The organism is Pedobacter agri PB92 (assembly GCF_000258495.1).
GTDB classification, from domain to species: domain Bacteria; phylum Bacteroidota; class Bacteroidia; order Sphingobacteriales; family Sphingobacteriaceae; genus Pedobacter; species Pedobacter agri.
Genome location: NZ_AJLG01000088.1, coordinates 1 through 20,576 on the forward strand (window position 1 = coordinate 1; position 20,576 = coordinate 20,576).

Here is a 20,576-nt window from a genome sequence, read left to right on the forward strand (position 1 = left end):
GATTTTCGTGGATGGCAAGCAAATCTATCGTTCAAGTGGATTAAAACCTGTAAAAGTTCCAATCAGTTAGTAAAAAGAAATTACCATGTTTAAAAATCTAGTAAGTGCTGTGAAATTCTGGTCAACCTTAATTGTTTTGGTTGTAATTTTTACTTCAGCTCAGGCACAGTCATATTACAATGTTACCAAATACGGCGCAAAAAATGATAGCAGTAAATTAGCTACCGTAGCCATTAAAAAAGCAATAGATGCAGCTTCAAAGGCAGGAGGCGGAACCGTGTATTTTCCCGCAGGTAAATATCTAACCGGAGCCATTCATTTAAAAAGTAACATAACCATTTTCATCGATGCTGGAGCTGAATTGCATTTTAGCGATAACTTTGATGATTATTTGCCAATGGTTGAAAGCAGGTATGAGGGGGTTGATGTGAAAAGTTTTTCACCGCTTTTTTATGCCTACAAAGCTGAGAATATTTCGATTATCGGTCGTGGACTTATAGATGGGCATGGTAAAAAATGGTGGGATTTTGTTGAAGGTTATAAAGAAGGTCAGGCCCGCTCCAAATGGCAGTATGAGTTTGATAAGCTGAATAAAGACATTGTTCTGCCTGATGATCCGAAGCAGATGAAACGTGGTTTTCTTCGTCCACCTTTTATTCAAACCATGTTTTGCAAAAATGTTTTAATTGATGGAATCACCATCAGGAATTCTCCTTTTTGGACGGTTAATCCGGAATTTAGTGAAAATGTTAAAATTCATGCCGTGACCATTAACAATCCTCATTCCCCAAATACGGACGGGATTAATCCGGAGTCTTGTAAAAACGTTCACATTTCTGATTGCCACATTAGCGTAGGAGATGATTGCATCACCATTAAATCAGGAAAAGACGAGCCTGGCAGAAGGATGGCTATACCAGCAGAAAACTACGTAATTACTAATTGTACAATGTTATCAGGCCACGGTGGAGTAGTTATTGGCAGCGAAATGTCTGGCGATGTTCGTAAAATTACGATTTCAAATTGCGTATTTGATGGAACTGATCGCGGAATCAGGATTAAAACAGCAAGAGGAAGAGGTGGTATTGTAGAAGAAATTCGCGTGAGCAATATCATCATGAAAGATATTAAACAGCAGGCCATTGTTTTGGATATGCAGTATGCAAAAACCAATGTTCAGCCGGTTTCAGATCGTACACCTAAATTCAGAAATATCCATTTTAGTAACATCACCGGTCAAGTTAACCAGGCTGCTTATTTAAATGGTCTGGAGGAAATGCCAATTGAAAATATCACATTCAATGATATTAATATGGAGGCTAAAACCGGTTTTGATATCAGTTTTTCGAACAGAATAGAATTTCATAACGTTCAGGTAAACACTGAATTAGGTCCATCTCTCAAAGCGTCGAGAGTAAACAATTTGGTGGTTGATGGACTAAAAACCTATACGCCGCACAATAATGCTGCAGTTATTGATTTGAAAAATGTAAGTGATTTGTTTCTGTATAACTCATTCCCGATTTCGGGTACAGCAAATTATTTAAGATTGAGCGGTGCGGGAACAAAAAATATTTCTTTAGGCAATAATAACTTCAGAAACGCCAGAGTAGGTGTAAAGAAAGAGAAAGATGTTTTTGAATCTATCGATTATGTTTCTGGAGATAAAGGGCAGTAATTGATGAGGTTTAATTCGAAGTTTTTTATTGTTGCTGTTACCATATCTACGCTTGCTTTATCTCTTAGGGCGCAAAATAGCAATCAGCAATTGTGGTATAATCAACCTGCCGAAAAGTGGACAGACGCTTTACCGATTGGTAACGGCAGGTTAGGCGCAATGGTTTTTGCTGGTGTAGAAAACGATCATATTCAGTTTAACGAAGAAACACTTTGGACAGGGAAACCTCGAAATTACAATCGCAAAGGTGCCTATAAATATCTTGCGGAAATTAGAAAATTACTTTTTGAGGGAAAACAGAAGGAAGCAGAAGTACTGGCACAAAAAGAATTTATGGGTTTACAAAGTGAGCCTGGGAATCGGGAAGCCTGGATTGCGGACATGAAAGCAGGAACAGGAATTTCTGGAAATCCTGCCTCAACTGATTTTGACGACAAACTTTGGAAGACAATTGCCGTTCCATCTTACGAAGGTTGGGAAACAGTTGGCCTGGAGAATATAGATGGTGCAGTTTGGTTTAGAACCACTTTTGATGCGCCTCAGAACTGGACTGGCAAAGATTTAGTGCTTGATTTAAACAAAATTTTTGATCAGGATTTTACTTATGTCAACGGGCAATTGGTTGGCAACACGGATGGCACAGAAGCTAGAAAATATATCATTCCAGCCAAATTAGTTAAACATGGGAAGAATGTAATTGCCATTCAGGTGCTAAATTATTACGATCGTGGTGGAATTGGCGGTTATAAAGATACCACCAAAAAAATCGGAATCTACACCGTTGGTTCAAAAGTGGAGCAGGGAATATCGCTTGTCAAACCCTGGAAATATAAAATTCAAAATCAAAGTCCTCCAGCGGTAGCACAATATCAGGCCAGTTATCAGCCATTTGGCGATTTAAATCTTGCATTTCAGCACAAGGGTTTGATTACTAAATACAAACGCTCCTTAGATCTAACCACCGCCATTGCCCGTACCAACTATACGATTGCTGGCGTAAATTATACCCGGGAGTATTTTGCCAGCCAGCCCAACCAGTCGATCGTGATTCATCTCAGTGCCGATAAAAAAGCATCAATCAGTTTAACTGCAGCCTTGTCAAGTCTGCATCAGCAATCAGGTATAAAGGCATTGGGGAAAAACACTATTTCACTTTCCGTACAGGTAAAAGATGGTGCATTAAAGGGCGAAAGCCGCTTAACCGCTGTAATAAAAAATGGTGCCGTAAAGGTGCTCAATAATAAAATTAGTATCAGCAAAGCTGATGAAGTGACGCTTTATCTCACCGCCGGAACCAATTTTATCAATGCCCAGGATGTATCCGGAGATCCGGCTGCTGCCAATATAAAGGCGTTGAATACCGTTACTGATAAAACGTCTGCTGAAATTAAAAATAGACACATTAAGGAATACCAAAGTTATTACAATAAATTCCATGTAGATTTTGGCCAATCAGGTAAAGAAAATCTTCCTACAAATGAGCGATTGAATAAGTTTGCAACTTCAAATGATCCCGGATTTGCAGCCTTATACATGCAGTATGGCCGTTACTTGCTTATCTCAAGTTCTCGGCCGGGTACACAACCAGCCAATCTTCAAGGTATTTGGAATGATTTATTAACTCCACCGTGGGGCAGTAAATACACTACTAATATCAACATGGAAATGAACTACTGGCCAGCAGAAGTTTTAAATCTATCAGCTTTAAACGAGCCATTATTCAATAAAATTAATGGATTAGCAAAAACTGGAACCGAAACAGCAAAAGAATATTACAATACTCCTGGCTGGGTGTTGCATCACAATACCGATTTATGGAATGGGACAGCGCCAATTAACGCTTCCAACCACGGCATCTGGGTTACCGGTGCGGCCTGGCTCAGTCAACACTTGTGGGAGCATTATGCCTTTACTGGCGACCAGACATTTTTAAGAAATGAAGCTTATCCTTTGATGAAACAGGCTGCGCTGTTTTTCGATGCCTTTTTGATAAAAGATCCAAAAACCGGCTGGCTAATCAGTACACCCTCAAATTCTCCTGAAAATGGGGGATTAGTCGCCGGTCCAACGATGGACCATCAAATCATACGATCATTGTTTAAGAATTGCATTGCTGCCACGGAAATTTTAAATGTTGACGCTGATTTTCGTACGATTTTGCAGGCTAAAATGAAGCAAATTGCTCCTAATCAGATTGGTAAATATGGGCAATTGCAAGAGTGGCGGGAAGATAAAGATGATACTACGAATAAGCACCGTCATGTTTCACATTTGTGGGGCGTTTATCCTGGCGATGATATTACCTGGAAGAGTGATCCAAAGATGATGGATGCTGCGAAACAATCTTTGCTTTATCGCGGCGATGAAGCTACTGGCTGGAGCCTGGCTTGGAAAATTAATTTCTGGGCCAGATTTAAAGATGGCGATCACGCCATGAAGTTAATTAAAATGCTAATGAAGCCTGCGAATAGTGGTGCCGGTTCTTACGTTAATTTATTTGATGCCCACCCGCCATTTCAAATCGATGGAAATTTCGGGGGCGCTGCCGGAATCGCAGAGCTGATTTTACAAAGTCATCAGGGTTACATCGATATTTTGCCTGCATTACCAACCGAAATTCCGAATGGAAATGTTAGTGGATTAATGGCTAGAGGTGGTTTTGAAGTAGGTTTGATTTGGGGTGGAGGAAAGTTGAAGTCAATTCTTCTTAAATCACTTAGAGGAGAAAAATGCAAGATGAAATATCTTGATAAAGAAATTGAGTTCAATACAGAAGCTGGAGGAAGCTATAAATTGAACGGAGAATTGAAATTTTAATCGACTCAATATTGCCAAAAAAATATTAACGGCAGAGGATTGTTTTATGAAGAACGAAAAGACATTATTTACCATCTTTTTTCTGTGTTTACTATCGAATACTTATGCGCAAAGTCTTCGGAAAGATATTTCTCTTAACGCAAACTGGGAAACCATTGCTGATGAAAAAAACATCGCAGCTTATAATGGTTTTCAATCTTCTGGCTATAAAATTTCCAATTGGAAAAAGGTAAATGTGCCGCATAATTGGGATCAATACGAAGGCTATCAACGTAAGCTTCATGGCAATAAGCATGGTTACGCCTGGTATCGAAAAACTTTTAAAAGCAATGAAGCGAAATCAGGTAAACGGTTTTTTCTTTATTTCGAAGGCGTGGGTTCATATGCCACGATTTGGCTGAATGGAAAACAAATCGGTTATCATGCCGGCGGAAGAACAACATTTACATTGGATGTTACCGCAACAATTAAGTTGAATAATGAGGATAACCTTTTGGCAGTAAGGGCAGATCATCCTGCAAATATTCAGGATTTGCCGTGGGTAGATGGTGGTTGCTCAACCGAACGAGGTTTTTCTGAAGGCTCTCAGCCAATGGGCATTTTTCGTCCGGTGCATTTAGTTATAACCAATGATGTACGTATCGAACCATTTGGCGTTCACATTTGGAATGATAATCAGATCTCCGAAAAATCAGCGGTCTTAAACTTTGTAACTACCTTAAAAAATTATTCTGCGAATAGCAGATCCCTTACGGTGCTCAATCAGTTACTGGATGCTAAAGGAAATACTGAGAAGTCGTTATCTAAAAAAATCAATCTTCCGGCAGGAAAAACCTTAGATGTTACACAGCAAACAGATGAAATTTTAAATCCCAAATTGTGGTCTTTAGAAAATCCGTATCTCTATACTTTAAAAACCTCCATCATAGAAAATGGAAAAGTAGTTGATGTGTTGAAAACGCCTTATGGTATCCGATGGATCAGTTGGCCGATTGGTGATCAGGCCAATCAAAAAGTATTCCTGTTAAACGGAAAGCCCGTTTTCATAAATGGTATAGCTGAATATGAACATCTTATTGGCCAAAGCCACGCCTTTACCAATGAACAAATTCATTCCAGGGTGATGCAAATCAAATCGACAGGTTTTAATGCTTTTCGCGATGCTCATCAACCGCATAATCTGTTATATTCTGACTATTGGGATAAAGAAGGTATTTTATGCTGGACACAGATGGCCGCACACATTTGGTATGATACGCCTGAGTTCAGGAAAAATTTCAAATCACTTCTCACGGATTGGGTAAAAGAACGCAGGAATAGTCCGGCGGTAGTTTTGTGGGGTTTGGAAAATGAAAGCACATTGCCTGAAGATTTTGCTAAAGAATGTACGGAACTCATTCGCAGGCTTGATCCGACTGCGTCATCACAAAGAAAAGTGACCACCTGTAATGGAGGTAAGGGCACCGATTGGGATGTGCCTCAAAACTGGACTGGGACTTATGGGGGCAACCCTTTAACTTATGGTGAAGATTTAAAAAGGCAGGTATTGGTAGGAGAGTATGGCGCATGGCGAACCATTGATTTGCATGAGGCTGATGCAAATGGAAAAGGTTACACGGAAAATAAAATGACCGATTTGATGGAAACTAAAGTGCGTTTGGCAGAAACCGTTAAGGATCAAACAGCAGGACATTTTTTTCTGGCTTTACAGTTCGCATGATAATCCTGGTCGTGTACAAGGTGGCGAGGGATTACGTGATCTGGATCGCGTTGGTCCGGTGAATTATAAAGGGATGTTTACGCCCTGGGAAGAACCAACTGATGTTTTCTATATGTTCAGGGCCAATTATGCACCGAAGAAAACGGAGCCAATGGTTTACATTGTATCGCATACCTGGCCAAGCCGATGGAACCAGCCCGGAATAAAAGATAGCGTGGTTGTTTATTCAAATTGTGATGAAGTAGAACTGTTTAATGATGTAGACGGACAATCTTTAGGGAAGCAAAAACGTGGTGTGATTGGAACGCATTTTCAATGGAACAAGCCAAACATCAAATACAATGTACTTTATGCAGTGGGTTATGTTGATGGAAAAGTGGTTGCTAAAGATCAGATCGTGCTAAATAGTTTGCCTAAATCACCAAATTTTGAACGTTTAATTGAAGCTACAAACGTTTTAGCAGCACAAAAAAATTATCATTACTTGTATAGATTAAATTGTGGTGGTCCGACTTACCAGGATCATTTAGGAAATCAATGGCTTGCTGATCAGCAATTATCTGCTAATTATAATCACTATGGTTCCACTTCGTGGACCTCGGAATTTCCTGGTGTGCCGGCTTTCTTTGCCAGTCAGCGGAGAACATTTTCTCCCATTGGTGGAAGTGCTGATTGGAAACTTTTTCAATCTTTCAGATATGGAAGAGATCAGTTAAAGTTTAGCTTTCCTGTCCCTAAAGATGGTGAATACTTAGTTGAATTATATTTCATCGAGCCTTGGTTAGGTATCGGTGGAGGTATGAACGCTGAAAAAATGAGAATATTTGATGTGGCTATCAACGATAAAACGGTTTTAAAAGATTTAGATATTTGGAAGGAAGTTGGGGCGAACAGACTACTGAAAAAAACCGTAAAAGCTTACAGTAAAGCAGGACAGTTGGTAGTCTCATTTCCTCAGGTTAAAGTTGGGCAAGCCATAATTTCTGCCATTGCGATTGCCAGTTTAGATCATATTAAAGTGCCACAAGATCAGAGCAATTCCATCGTCAATATTCAACCAAGTAATGATTATAAATTGAACAGTTGGATGGATATTGGTGACAAACAATTTACAGATTCACCAGAAACATTTACTGCATTGCCATCAAATCTATACGGGGCAGAGTACATTCAGGTTAACAAAAATATAAAGCAATTAACCTTTAGTGTTAATACAGAAGCCGATGTTTTTGTCGGTTTCTCTGCCGGCGGGCAACAACCAGTATCAATGGAGGATACTAAAATGCAGATCGAAAATAGTGCAGGAGAAAAGACTAATATTTATCGAAAAAGATTTAAGGCAAATGAAAAAGTAGTTTTAGATGGCAGAATAGTTGCATTAGCGGTTGCTTCACCAAGCGAACTCGAGCCAGCCTACGATTTAAAAACAGTAACGAGTTATAAAGCTACAGATGCTAAATTAATGGGGCAAAGCATTGTTCGTCAGGATTTGATGGATAAACCTCGTGTGATTTTTAAAGAAAATGTAGGTGGTATTTTAGAATGGTCAATTGGTGTGGGCGTTGCCGATACCTATTCACTTACGATAAAATATCACAACCCAATAGCTCAACCTTTAAAAGCAAAAATAGAGTTCTTTTCTGCCGATGGAACGTTAATGCGGACTGAGCAGGCTGAATTTGCGCCAACGAAGGCTGGAAAATGGAATTATCTGAACACGAGTACAGGTAGTATGATAAATGCGGGGAGTTACAAGGTACGTTTAACAGCAATAGAAGCTAAAGGTTTAACTGTTGATGCGCTGGATGTACAATAGTTTATGGTTAAAAGTTGTAAGTTTTAATTTTAGATATTATTAAACGCTGGAAAACAGGATTTTGAATATGAAGTTTTTCTTATTGCTGAATTTAAAACTTGCAACCTGCAACCTATAACTTTTAACATTTAACTTTCAACCCTTAACCTGCAACTTTCAATCCTAATCTACAACAAGAAAAGAACATACAACATTAAGCCAAAATCTTATACAATTGGCGATGTTTAGAAATGCATATTTGTTTTAACCAAATTAATAATGAGCCAACAAGTAATGAAAGGTCTTCCGATTTTCGATCTTGCGATTATCTTCATTTACCTCGTTGGGATGATATTAGTTGGGATTTATTTTTCAAGAAAAAATAAAAACTCTGAAGCTTTCACAAAAGCTTCGGGCCTCATTCCCGGATGGGCAATAGGTTTATCCATTTATGCAACATTTTTAAGCAGCAATACTTTTTTGGGTGTTCCCGGGAAAGCTTTCGGTGGAAATTGGAATGCTTTTGTATTTAGTATTTCTATGCCCTTGGCGGCTTGGGTAGCATCAAAATATTTTGTTCCTTTCTATAGAAGTACAGGAGAAATATCAGCCTATACCCATCTAGAAAAACGCTTTGGCGCCTGGGCACGGGTTTATGCCGTAATCTGCTTTTTGCTTACCCAGCTCGCCAGGATGGGTTCCATATTTTTTGGCATCGCCTTAAGCTTACAAGCGCTAACAGGATATTCTATGCAGATGATCATGATTGTGATGGGCGTATGCATTATCTTTTACACTGTTTTGGGAGGAATTGAGGCTGTGATATGGACAGAAGTTGTACAGGCAGTTGTAAAAACACTGGGTGCTTTACTCATCCTTTATTTAATCATCAGTAATATGCCAGGCGGTGTAACTAAAATTGTAGAGATTGGAAAGACAGCTGATAAGTTTAGTTTAGGAAGTTTCAAATTAGATTTTGCAGGTTCTTCATTTTGGGTAGTGTTGCTCTACGGTTTTTTTATAAACCTGAACAACTTTGGTATGGACCAAAATTATATCCAGCGATATCATACGGCATCGTCAGGCAATGCCGCATCAAAATCAATCTGGTTATGCGTTTGGTTATATATTCCAGCTTCGCTTACTTTTTTTTATAATCGGATCTTGCTTGTTCGCTTATTACGAAGTTAATCCCGATTTGGTTCAATCGATCAAACATCAGGTTGCAATAGAGAGACTTCCACCAGGGGCTTCGGCTACAGAGATTTTGAAATTGCAAAATTCACTTCTGCCATCAGATTACGGTGATAAGATCATGCCTCATTTTATGGTGACGAAAATTCCTGCCGGATTAGTTGGTTTAATTGTTTCTGCGATTTTATCTGCGGCTATGAGTACGATCAGTTCAGGAATGAACGCTTCAGCAACAGTATTTTCGGTTGATATTTATAAAAGATATTTTAAACCTAACGTTACCGAAAAGCAAAACCTATCCATGCTCCATATCGCAACCGTAGGCTTTGGTTTGCTTGGCATGATTGCAGGAATTGCCATGATTGGCGTAAAAAGTATTCTGGATGTTTGGTGGGAACTATCAGGGATTTTTGCAGCAGGTATGCTCGGGCTATTTTTACTTGGAATAGTGAGTAAGCAAACCAAAAATCACGAGGCAATTATGGCTACCATTATCGGTATTGTTGTCATTATTTGGATGACATTTTCATCACTTCTCCCAGCCGAATATGAAGCTTTTCGTAATCCGCTGCATAAAAACATGATCATTGTAGTTGGAACTTTAACCATATTTCTGGTGGGGATTTTCTTGACAAAGCTTAAAAAGCAAAATTAAAAACAGCACTATAGCCGTTAACAATAGTTACAAACTTATTTATCTAACAGATGGAACACGCACAAAAAGGCTTCATTCCGGTTATGCTCACACCTTTTCTGAGCAATGGAAACATCGATTATCCGGCACTAACGCAGTTAACTGAAATTTATTTACAGGCCGGTGCTTCAGGTTTATTTGCGAATTGCTTATCGAGTGAAATGTTTGAGTTATCTGATGAGGAACGTATTCAAGCTATTAAACATGTAATTAAAATTACGAATGGTGCTGTTCCTGTGGTGGCCACCGGAACTTTTGGCGGTGCGATCTCCAAACAAGCCGATTTTGTAAAGAAGATCAGTGATTTGGGCGTGGAAGCAGTGATTGCGATTACCAGTTTGTTGGCTGATGAAAATGAAACAGATGATGTATTTAATGAACGTGTTTTCGATTTGCTTGATCAAACACCAGATATTCCAATAGGGTTTTATGAGTGCCCGGTACCTTATAAACGTTTGCTAAAACCGCAACAGTTAGCTGATTTTGTTGTTACAGGTAGAGTAATTTATCACAAAGATACTTGTTTGGATCTCGGCCAGATTAAAGATAAACTAAGCCTAACTGAGGGGCATGCCTTTGGTTTATACGATGCATACATGGCTCATGCGGTAGAATCTTTGAAAGCGGGTTCTTCAGGTCTGTCGTGCATTCAGGGGAACTATTTCCCGGAACTGATTGTTTGGCTCTGCGACCATTACGATAACGAACTTCTGAAACATGAAGTGGCAATTGTTCAGCAATTTATAATCGACAATATGGATGTAATGCATCATGTTTATCCCATTGTATCTAAGTACTTTTTACAAAAGAGGGGACTGGATATTTCCACCTTTACCAGGCGGAATGTGGGCGCCTTTACTCCAGGCATCGTCAAAGACATTGAAAAATTGTATGATGATTATACACTTTTGAGGAGTGATCTGAATATTCAGGTTTACATCTGATTTGGAGATGGATCAATCTCGTCATAGCGAGGCACGAAGCAATCTCCCTAGTGCACTGCTCTTGCCTCGCCGTAAAAAAGCGCTCAGAGTAACTTCCTATTGGATTGTTTAGAAAACGTTAATTATGTGTCTCGCGTCAAATCATCTAATTCAAATATTTACGCTTATAATCCAGCGGCGTCATGCCAGTAACCTTCTTGAAGTGCCTGTAGAAGTTGGAAACATTATTAAATCCGCAATCAAAACAAATCATCTCGGTAGGTAATTTATTTTCAATCAGTAATCTGCAGGCATGGCTAACCCTAATCTCAATTAAAAAATCGTAGAAAGTTTTCTTGGTCATCAACTTAAAATATCGGCAAAACGAGGTGATGCTTAGGTTACTGAGCGAGGCAACTTCCTCAAGTGTAATGTCTTTTTTATAATTGCTCAAGGTGTAGTTGCAAATTTTATTAATTCTTAAGGTTTCTGATTCATTTGATTGGTAAAAAGTGTTTTTGCTGGTTACGATAGTTGCATATTCATCCGTTTCTGCCAATGTTTTCAATATAAATAGCAGAATGATAATACGGTCTAAATTTGTGGCATCAATTGCCGATTGCATTAGCGTCACCAATTTATCTTTGGTATCGCCATTAATCACCATGCCACTTTTCGCTTTTTCAAATAATTTAGGGAGCAGGTAGGCTTCAGGTAGGTTTAACAAATATTTTCCCAAACAATCAGGTAAGAAATGAATAACCATTGCTTCAGTATTTAAATCACGATTATTTTGAAAGTATTCGTCCTTACAACGCCAGGTGTGTGGCAAGTTTTCGCCCAAAAGAATCATTTCACCTGGCTCGAAATTGCTGATGTTATCTCCGATAAAACGCACACCCTCGCCTTTGATCACATAATGTAATTCCAGTTCAGGATGATAGTGCCAGATGTTTCCGAAATCAGGATTAATGTCATGACGAATACTAAAGGAGCTTTGCAGCGTAACCGGAACTTTGTGGAAGTGAGGTTTCATGTAATAGGAATAAAATATTTGGTCAACCTTCTTTTTTATAATTGCGCAATCATACTGGCAATCGGCTTAAAGTTAGTTAGTTTGATGATAATATGATACAAAAATTGGATAAAAAATATTATAAAATGTCATTTTTGATTGTTGAGTTTTGTACACAGAGGCCTTCATGTTTTCTAAACCAGGAATATTCAATTATTTCTATATAAATTTTTTATTTATTAATAAATTATCAAGATAGATAAAACAAAAGGAAATTCTGTTATTTTTGCTTATCAATGAAAACGCTAAGTCATTTGAGATTAGGCTTTTCAAAACGATTACATTTAACCAAATATTATTCAAGAAAGTTATGAGATTACCAATTTTAGCCTTGTTATTAATGTTCTCAGGCGTTGCGACAACTTTTGCACAGAAAATGACAGCAGAAGAAAAAGATAAATACGTTAAGGCAATTACTGAGCGTGCTGATAAGATAGTTGCTAATTTAGGCGTTGCTGATGCAAAGAAAGCTGAAAAGGTTCGGGATATCATCAGAGATCAGTATAGCAATCTGAACGATATCTACAGTGTCAGAGACCTGAAAGCAAAAGAGATCAAAAGCAAACTTGAAGGTAATAAAGTTGAAAGGGATTCGGCTCTGGCTAAGCAAAATAGGGGCGTAATGGAATCTTTGGCGAAATTGCATAACAAATACATCACTAAACTTTCTGCACACTTAACGCCAGAACAAATTGATTTGGTGAAAAATGGCATGACTTATAATGTATTACCTATCACATATAAAGCTTATCAGGAAGAAATTCTAACCCTAACAGAGTCGCAAAAGAAACAAATTTTAGTTTGGCTTACTGAAGCTCGAGAATATGCGATGGATGCTGAATCATCAGATAAAAAGCATGCCTGGTTCGGGAAATATAAAGGTAGAATTAACAATTACCTTTCTGCTGCTGGTTACGACCTGAAAAAAGAGGGGATAGAATGGGAAAAAAGACGAAAAGCGAAAGCTGAGAATAATTAGTTCTTGGCTGTTAATGTATCAAAATTAGCAGCCAAATTTTTTTAACATTTTTTATTTAAGAATATTTCATTTATATATGAATTTTATTTCTATCTTGTAACCTAATTAAAAATGTAAATACTTTAGGTTAATATGGTTACAGTTTTTTGCTGGAATCATATAACAATCGAATTTAAATTTAATAAAGAACTATAATTTGTGAATTCTTAAAACATAAATTTTAGTGTCTAACCAAACAGTTATAATAAATAAATAGACTAAGATATGAGCCGTCTTACTAAAACAAATTGAGGTGTGATTGCATTTATGCAGAATACCGCTCCCTTTGTTTAACTCACAAGTGTAGGGAATATCAATTGATCAAAGCAAACACTCATTTCTAGAACGGATAACTAATATTAACTAAGCTATTTAAAGTTGAATGAAGCTTTAATATAGATTGTATAAAAAAGATCACATCAGTATAGGTTTGGTCGACCCACAATTGCATATAATTAGTATTAAAAACTAACCAAATAATAAATATGAACTTAAAATTTTTACGCAAATTATCTTGGGTATTCGCACTCTTGACAATTATCAGTACTTCGTTGTTTGCGCAGCAGCGACAAATTACTGGTAAAGTTGTTGATAAAAAGGACGGCCAGCCCGTACCGGGAGTGACAGTTGGAATACGCGGTAAAACTAATAATGTGAGCACCAACGATAGAGGTGAGTTTGCATTAATCGCCGATCCGGCTACTGATGCTTTAGTTTTCTCGTTTATTGGCTATGTTCGTCAAATTGTTCCGTTATCTGGTAAAACTAACATCACGGTAAACTTCGTAGAAGACAATACTGCATTAGATGATGTGGTTGTTGTCGGATACGGAGTAAAGAAAAAATCAGAAATTCTAGGGTCAGTGGCCACAATCACCGGTACTGAAATTCAGGATGTTCCAGCGCCAAATTTAGCTGGTGCTTTGAGAAATAGGATTGCAGGTGTGGGTGTGAGTCAGGAGTCAGGACGTCCGGGTGCGCCGATTACTTTAAATATTAGAAATTCTACAACGACTACTGCAGCCGCCGGTACTACAGCTGAGCCACTTTATGTTGTTGATAATATTACGGTTACGAGAGAGGCATTTGATAATATAGATGCTTCGATGATTGAGAATTTAACTTTCTTGAAAGATGCTTCTGCTGCAATTTATGGTGCTGCTGGAGCGAAAGGAGTTATATTGGTAACGACAAAAAAAGGTCGAATAGGGAAGCCAAGTATTACTTATAATGGTTATTTGGGTATTTCTGATGCGATAAAGGTTCCAAAAATGTTATCTGGATATGATCATGCATTATTACTGAATGATACATTCCGCTCTCAAGGTGCTGCTGCATCGGATTATTTTGCTCCGGAAGACTTAGAATACATTAAAACATTGGATTACAAAAGCTGGTATGACGAAGTTTGGCAAGCTGCTAGTACGCAAAGACATAACATCGGTATTTCTGGCGGTAGTGACAAGATTACTTTTTTTGCAGGGGGAAGCTACCAAGGGGAAAATGGCAACTATGCAGGAATGAAATTCAATAAATATTCATTTAGAAGTGGTGTGGTTGCAACAGTAGCAAATGGCTTAAAAGCTGACGTTAACTTTAACGTAGATTATGGAACGAAAGAACTGCATCACAGTGCGCAAGATAATGACGCACCGTTTTTTGAAAGATTGATAACCATTCCAAGATGGGTTCCAATTAGTATTGATGGAAGGTACGTAAATTATACTGTTTCCGGTGTTTCCGCCGCAAATCTTAACCCATTGGCTATTGCTGAATCTGGTTACTACAACAATGGTTCAAATAAATCGTACCGTATCAATGCCTCATTAACTTACGAACCAACATTCTTAAAAGGACTTGTCATTCGTGGGCAAGTATCGCAATCAAGTGGATCTTCGAAGAATACACAATATGTTCCACCGTTTACATTGTATAATTTTGTGAAAAGAGGTAATAACCAGGAATTATTTACCAATCAGTTACCAACTGCTACAGCAGCAACTTTTCAACCAACAAGTGCAGCAAACTCAACTTTCACACCTGGCTTAAGTGATAACAATAGCTATCAATTTTTTCTGACACTGCAATACAATAAAACTATTGGGAAACATGCTTTTAGTTTTTTAGCAGGTGCTGAGCAGAGTGAAGGTAATACTCAACAGTCGCAAGTTCGCTATACTAATCAACTCATCCCTGGTGTAGATCAATTTTTTGCTTATGACATCAATACTCTTGTAGCATCAAATTTAGAAAGAACAGCCGTATCTAAGCGCTCAGGTTTTGCCCGTTTCAGTTATGATTTTGATAAGAAATATCTAATTGAGGGTATTGCCCGTATTGATGCATCATCTAATTTCGCTTTAGGTAACCGTTGGGGGGTATCGCCAAATATTGGAGTAGGATGGGTAGTGAGTCAGGAAAATTTCTTTAAGAATATAGATGCCCTAAGCTTCATCAATTTCTTGAAAATAAAAGCAAACGTTGGTGTAACCGGGGATGATCGTGTTGGCGTTCGTTTGTGGCAAGATAGATTCCAAATTGATGTAACTAATGGGTATATCTACGGAACTACAAATGGTAATAGTTTAAACCGCTCTCGGTTGGCTAACCCTGACATTACATGGGAGAAGAAAAGAACCATTAACGTTGGTTTAGAAACTTCCATGTTTAACAACAAATTGGACATTAGTATTGAGGCTTTTCAAAACTACACTTACGATGGTTTTGAACTGGGCGCAAACAATCAATATCCACAATATTTCGGTACACAAGCACCAGTGTTAAACTACAGACAGCTTTATAATTGGGGGTCAGAGTTTAGTATTGGATATAAAGCCAAGCTTGCAAAAGATTGGAACCTAAGTGCAAGCATGAACTTCTCTTACGGTAATTCAGTTACTGACAGGGTATTGTACACTGCTGGAAACTTGATTAACAATACATTTCCTAATTTACAATTATTTGGTACTGACCCACGTAGGTACAACACGAGTAATTATGGGTTAAGGAATCTTGGCATGTTTAGAACGCAGGGCGAAGTTGATGCCTGGATGGCAAAATATCCTAATTACAGGATTTATGATCGAATTCCACAAGCAGGTTGGTTGTATTACGAAGATACCAATCAAGATGGCGTGATCTCCGACAGTGATTTATCCCCGTTATATAACAATACCAATGCGTTTTTATCTTCTGGTATCACACTGAACTTAACTTATAAAAACTTCAGTTTAAACACAAATATTAACGCACGATTTGGTGGTAAAATTTTCTACGATAGCAGAGCAAGGACAGCGCCATCTAAAACTAGAAATACACTAGATATTTGGACAGATCGTTGGACCATAGAAAATCCGATGGAAGGTAAATATCCTAGATTTGATGACCCATCATTAGGTATTAACTCTGATTTCTGGGCTGTTGATGGTACTATGATCCGTATCAATACGATGACTTTAAGTTATAAAGCACCAACGGCTTTTGCAAACAAGTTAGGCATTGGTGGAGCACGGATTTTGTTAACTGGAAATAACCTATGGACAATTGTGAATCCTTTACCTTACAAAGATCCATATACTTCAAGTGCATGGGATTACCCAATTTTGAGAACGCTATCTTTAGGATTGAGTGTTAACTTATAATTTTTGAGAAATGATTAAGCAAATTAGAAATAATATAAATAAAGCAGTGTTGGTTTTCGTTCTGGCAGCTGCTTTACCAGCCTGTGTAAACAAAGATGAATTTTTCTTATTACCAGATACAGGTGGTATCGATCAGGCCATTTGGGATAATGATGGTTCGGTACAACTACATCTCAACAGAGTGTATGATGTAGCAATGTATCAATTTCCACTTCAATTAATTCCAGACCGTTATGGTGTGCATTATGCAAGTGATGAAAATTATTTTCCGGATGGTAATGATAATGCAAAAGCGGCACTTGGACTTCAGGGTATTCTAGGAAATAACGACGTAAGATATACAGGTAATACCTATGGCGGTAATCCAGGAAATAACAAATATTGGGATATTGCAAGATGTAATGATGCAATCGCCAATCTTCCTGGAAGTAAAATGCTTACACCTAAAAAAAATGAATTACTCGGACAATACTATGCATTAAGAGCCATTACCTATTTTGAATTAGTTAAAGTGTACGGTGGTGTTCCACTACCATTAACACCACAAGGTGCTGATACAATTTATGATGAGGGTAGAAGGCCAGCAAAAGAGTGCATCGCTGCGATATTAAGTGATTTAAATAATGCGATCATTCTACTGGAAGGCTTTAATCCTGGTGATGCAGATGGAAGAGGTAAAATAACTAAATTAATAGCAACCTGTTTAAAAGCAAAAGTATTATTTTATTGGGCCAGTCCTCAATTTAATCCAACGAATGATGCCAAACACCCTTATCAACCTTCAAGATGGACTGATGCTTTAGCAGCTAATAAAGAAGCTTACGACATGTGCGTTGCAGCGGGGAAAAGGTTGATGCCAAATTATTTAGATATTTTCCGTGTAGAAGGTACAAGCAATACTGAGGCAATTTTAGTTAGAACCTATTCTAATACAGTTCCAAATAGAGGAAATGGTACCGAGCAGCGTGTGAGACCGACTTCTGAGGGTGGAAGTCCTAACACTTACTTTATGCCAACAACAAAAATGTTAGATGCATATCCAATGAGAGATGGAAAACCATTAAATACATCTACAGCATTTCCTTATGATCCCACGATGTTTTGGCAAAATAGAGATCCTCGATTTGAAGCTACGTTTGCTACAAATGGGTCAGTTTATCCATTAAGCGGAAATACAACTAGGAAACAGTGGAATTACAATTTAGCAGTTGGTGAAAGCAGTGGAAATGCGGTATATGTGAAACGTTTTTCTACACCTAGTTTAACAGCAAGTGCTTCTGTTTATAATAGTTCTGTAGGCGGTGGTAGTGGTATGGATTGGATAGAACTTAGATTTGCAGAAGTAATGTTAAATTATGCCGATTGTTTAAATGAAACTGGAAATATTTCTGGTGCAAAAGATTTAGTTAGACAAATCAGAGTAAGAGCAGGAGTGGTAGCTGGTGATTCAGATTACGGACTTGCATTGGCTGGAAGCACTGCTCAATTACGTAACTTAATTTTAAACGAAAGACAAATTGAATTTGCATTTGAAAATAAACGTAATTCAGATTTGAGAAGATCTCGCACCATGCACTTGTTAACAGGTAATATGTCTAAATTGGAAGTACAGTTGGTAAACCCTCCTTCAGGATCGGATCAGAGAGATAAAAAAGTGCTCGAAGATCCAACTGTTCCGGGCGGTACAACATTATTTAGAGAAACTCTAAATGTCAATGACAGAGCAACTTATACCAAATACTTTAAAAATGTGATCATCACCAACACCACTTATTTACCGTATAATGTACCTGAGTTTCATTACTTCTATACTTTCCACAACGATTTTGTGAGTTTCGGTAACAAAATTCTTCCCACTGTAGGTTGGGCCGGTGGTACGTTTGATCCACTAGATTAATATTTAAAGCATAAACGTTTCAGTAATCTGATAAAAAAAATAAAATAATGAAAACTAAATATATTCATCAGTTATTCATCGCTTTATGTGTTATTGCGTTCGCCTCCTGTAAAAAGGAGTCCGCTAACATATTTAACATGTTCGAAGATGTAACGGTAACTTTTAACAATAGTGATCCGCGTTGTGTTACCGATTATAAAGTAATAAACGATAAAGAAGAGGTGTGGATTGATTTTACCATCAATTCTGCCAAAGAAGATATGTATTCTTACATTTTTGAAGTTTCTGCTGGTACAGCTCAGGCCACACGTTATACAGTTAACATTACTGACCCAGCTCAACGTAGAAGTTTTTCATCGATCATAAAATTGCCAAACTCTGCCTTTCCTGCAGCTGCGCTTCGTGATGGTAAACAAAGTTATCGCATTTGCGCCCTGAATGAAAAAGGAGTGTTTATCGGTGATGGATACAAAAAAGTGACAGTTGAGATGAACCCTAGTTTTATGATTTATGCTAACCGCGATATCTATTTACCAGATACCGTTGGAAAATCTTTACCAAGTTTCTTCTCGGTAAATGATGCTACAAGTTTTAGTTACACAAACGCAGCAGCTAATGCCGGAAAAATAGACTTTGGTATTTACAGAAAACCAGGATCGAACTCAACCGTTCAAACACCAACCTGGGTAGTTAATTTGTTCTCTCCAAGTGTAGCTACTAACCCTTTAACGGTTTACGATATCAGCGGCTTTAATCCTAAAAGAACTACGAAATTTAGTCAGCCTGTTACCGGCCAAGCCAATGCATTTTTAACAACTGCCATTTCCGGTTCTTCGATAGAAACTTTGGCTAAAGCAAGAGCAATTACCTTTAACGAAACTACACAAACAGTTCCAGCAAATGGATTGGTGGGTGGTAATGCAGTATATTTTCTTACACCAGAAGGTAAGTATGGGATTTTATACATTAACACTAACACTTCTGATTTGCAGAAGAGACCGTTCATCAACGTAAGCATTAAAGTGCAACGATAAAATGCTTTTCTCGGCGGTTTGCACCGCTACAATTTTATATATATTTGGTTTGAAAAAAAGGGAGCAGCGATTGCTTCCTTTTTTCATTTAAGAATGTTACATTTATATATGAAATTTTTTTCTATCTTGTATCGCAGCTTCTTAAAGCAGATTGATTTAAAATAAGTTGATTTCCTTTATGATAAGATGATATATAATATAGACAAAATGTTATATTTAATTATTTTCAGAAGCCTTTTAGATTTGAAATAATATACTTTCTAACCAAAACTTATAACCAAGAAATACTAAAGAATGAGCCGCAATTTGTAAATTAACTTTTTGAAATTCTTCACAGTTAATTTTCCTGGTAAAATCTTCGTTTTCTTTACGAGCAAAACACAAATGAAAAAGAACTTATTAAATCTGCTATTTTCATCAGCATTAATCCTCTCAGCTGGTTCAGCTTTTGCCCAATATCCCAAAATTCCTGATGATGTAAAAAAACAGTCTGATTCGATTATGAAAGCAGCTACCCGTCAATCAGATATTGCATGGGAAAAGGCAAAGCCAATTATGGAAGCCGAAGCGAAGCAAGGCAAACCGTATATTCCATGGGCGGGCAGGCCTACAGATTTACCTCAATCAGAACTATTGGCATTTCCGGGAGCAGAGGGTGGTGGCGCTTATAGTTTCGGTGGCCGCGGCGGTAGAGTAATCGTTGTAAAAAATTTAAATGATAGTGGACCAGGTTCCTTACGTGATGCTTGTGAGCAAGGCGGAGCCAGAATTGTGGTGTTCAATGTTGCGGGTATTATTCGCTTAAAATCGCCATTAATTATTCGTGCGCCATATATTACTATTGCCGGTCAAACCGCACCAGGCGATGGCGTTTGTGTTGCAGGTGAATCGGTTTGGTTAAATACGCATGATGTGATCGTTCGCTATATGCGTTTCCGCAGAGGTGAAACTTTTGTAGGTCGTCGCGATGATGCAATTGGTGGTAATCCGGTAGGAAATATCATGATTGACCACGTTTCGGCAAGCTGGGGATTGGATGAAAACATGTCGATGTATCGCCACATGTACAATGATAGTACCGGCAAAATCG

General features: G+C 38.0%; 12 protein-coding genes and 1 pseudogene. 12 read left to right on the top strand and 1 reads right to left on the bottom strand.

The window, feature by feature from the left end; translation table 11 throughout:
- The first annotated feature begins 85 nt into the window (after positions 1-85).
- The 7 genes from ON09_RS13645 to ON09_RS13665 all read left to right on the top strand — a co-directional run bounded on the left by ON09_RS13645 (position 86) and on the right by ON09_RS13665 (position 10,842).
- On the top strand, positions 86-1,678 hold the full coding sequence (locus ON09_RS13645) for a glycoside hydrolase family 28 protein (protein ID WP_010601623.1): 1,593 nt from the start codon (positions 86-88) through the stop codon (positions 1,676-1,678).
- 3 nt (positions 1,679-1,681) lie between these two features.
- Entirely contained in the window at positions 1,682-4,495 is a 2,814-nt protein-coding gene (locus ON09_RS13650) for a glycoside hydrolase family 95 protein (RefSeq protein WP_010601624.1), read from the top strand.
- 46 nt (positions 4,496-4,541) lie between these two features.
- Positions 4,542-6,215 carry a glycoside hydrolase family 2 protein gene (locus ON09_RS26095; RefSeq protein ID WP_238533679.1) on the top strand — a complete coding sequence of 558 codons (1,674 nt, stop codon included), beginning with the start codon at positions 4,542-4,544 and terminating at the stop codon, positions 6,213-6,215.
- Between the two features lie 73 nt (positions 6,216-6,288).
- A complete protein-coding gene (locus ON09_RS26100; RefSeq protein ID WP_238533680.1) occupies positions 6,289-8,031 on the top strand; it encodes a malectin domain-containing carbohydrate-binding protein in 1,743 nt (580 codons plus the stop codon).
- A 258-nt stretch (positions 8,032-8,289) separates the two neighbouring features.
- Positions 8,290-9,201, top strand: a complete 912-nt coding sequence (locus ON09_RS26105) for a sodium:solute symporter family transporter (RefSeq protein ID WP_238533681.1) — start codon at positions 8,290-8,292, stop codon at positions 9,199-9,201.
- Entirely contained in the window at positions 9,179-9,859 is a 681-nt protein-coding gene (locus ON09_RS26110) for a sodium:solute symporter family transporter (RefSeq protein WP_238533682.1), read from the top strand. The genes ON09_RS26105 and ON09_RS26110 overlap by 23 nt, the downstream gene beginning before the upstream one ends.
- 50 nt (positions 9,860-9,909) lie before the next feature.
- On the top strand, positions 9,910-10,842 hold the full coding sequence (locus tag ON09_RS13665) for a dihydrodipicolinate synthase family protein (protein ID WP_010601625.1): 933 nt from the start codon (positions 9,910-9,912) through the stop codon (positions 10,840-10,842).
- Positions 10,843-10,987: 145 nt separating this feature from the next.
- Here ON09_RS13665 and ON09_RS13670 read toward each other — a convergent pair whose 3' ends face one another.
- Positions 10,988-11,857, bottom strand: a complete 870-nt coding sequence (locus ON09_RS13670) for an AraC family transcriptional regulator (RefSeq protein ID WP_010601626.1) — start codon at positions 11,855-11,857, stop codon at positions 10,988-10,990.
- A 349-nt stretch (positions 11,858-12,206) separates the two neighbouring features.
- Here ON09_RS13670 and ON09_RS13675 point away from each other — a divergent pair, with 349 nt between their 5' ends.
- From ON09_RS13675 to ON09_RS13695, 5 genes and pseudogenes are all read left to right on the top strand, one after another.
- Positions 12,207-12,875, top strand: coding sequence for a DUF3826 domain-containing protein (locus ON09_RS13675; protein ID WP_029204341.1), 669 nt, complete (start codon positions 12,207-12,209; stop codon positions 12,873-12,875).
- A gap of 524 nt (positions 12,876-13,399) precedes the next feature.
- Positions 13,400-16,555 carry a SusC/RagA family TonB-linked outer membrane protein gene (locus tag ON09_RS13680; RefSeq protein ID WP_010601628.1) on the top strand — a complete coding sequence of 1,052 codons (3,156 nt, stop codon included), beginning with the start codon at positions 13,400-13,402 and terminating at the stop codon, positions 16,553-16,555.
- Between the two features lie 10 nt (positions 16,556-16,565).
- Positions 16,566-18,452, top strand: a complete 1,887-nt coding sequence (locus ON09_RS13685) for a RagB/SusD family nutrient uptake outer membrane protein (protein WP_010601629.1) — start codon at positions 16,566-16,568, stop codon at positions 18,450-18,452.
- A 47-nt stretch (positions 18,453-18,499) separates the two neighbouring features.
- Positions 18,500-19,486: a hypothetical protein gene (locus ON09_RS13690; RefSeq protein ID WP_010601630.1), complete on the top strand. Its 987-nt coding sequence runs from the start codon at positions 18,500-18,502 to the stop codon at positions 19,484-19,486.
- Positions 19,487-19,870: 384 nt separating this feature from the next.
- Positions 19,871-20,576: pseudogene (locus ON09_RS13695) on the top strand (polysaccharide lyase); the annotation flags it as partial.

Bases quoted from the DNA above. Each gene is read 5' to 3' on its own strand.
- ON09_RS13650 (WP_010601624.1), top strand. From the start codon at position 1,682: ATGAGGTTTAATTCGAAGTTTTTTATTGTTGCTGTTACCATATCTACG.
- ON09_RS13675 (WP_029204341.1), top strand. From the start codon at position 12,207: ATGAGATTACCAATTTTAGCCTTGTTATTAATGTTCTCAGGCGTTGCG.
- ON09_RS13670 (WP_010601626.1), bottom strand. From the start codon at position 11,857: ATGAAACCTCACTTCCACAAAGTTCCGGTTACGCTGCAAAGCTCCTTT.
- ON09_RS13690 (WP_010601630.1), top strand. From the start codon at position 18,500: ATGAAAACTAAATATATTCATCAGTTATTCATCGCTTTATGTGTTATT.
- ON09_RS26100 (WP_238533680.1), top strand. From the start codon at position 6,289: ATGTTTACGCCCTGGGAAGAACCAACTGATGTTTTCTATATGTTCAGG.
- ON09_RS26105 (WP_238533681.1), top strand. From the start codon at position 8,290: ATGAGCCAACAAGTAATGAAAGGTCTTCCGATTTTCGATCTTGCGATT.
- ON09_RS26095 (WP_238533679.1), top strand. From the start codon at position 4,542: ATGAAGAACGAAAAGACATTATTTACCATCTTTTTTCTGTGTTTACTA.
- ON09_RS13665 (WP_010601625.1), top strand. From the start codon at position 9,910: ATGGAACACGCACAAAAAGGCTTCATTCCGGTTATGCTCACACCTTTT.
- ON09_RS13645 (WP_010601623.1), top strand. From the start codon at position 86: ATGTTTAAAAATCTAGTAAGTGCTGTGAAATTCTGGTCAACCTTAATT.
- ON09_RS13685 (WP_010601629.1), top strand. From the start codon at position 16,566: ATGATTAAGCAAATTAGAAATAATATAAATAAAGCAGTGTTGGTTTTC.
- ON09_RS13680 (WP_010601628.1), top strand. From the start codon at position 13,400: ATGAACTTAAAATTTTTACGCAAATTATCTTGGGTATTCGCACTCTTG.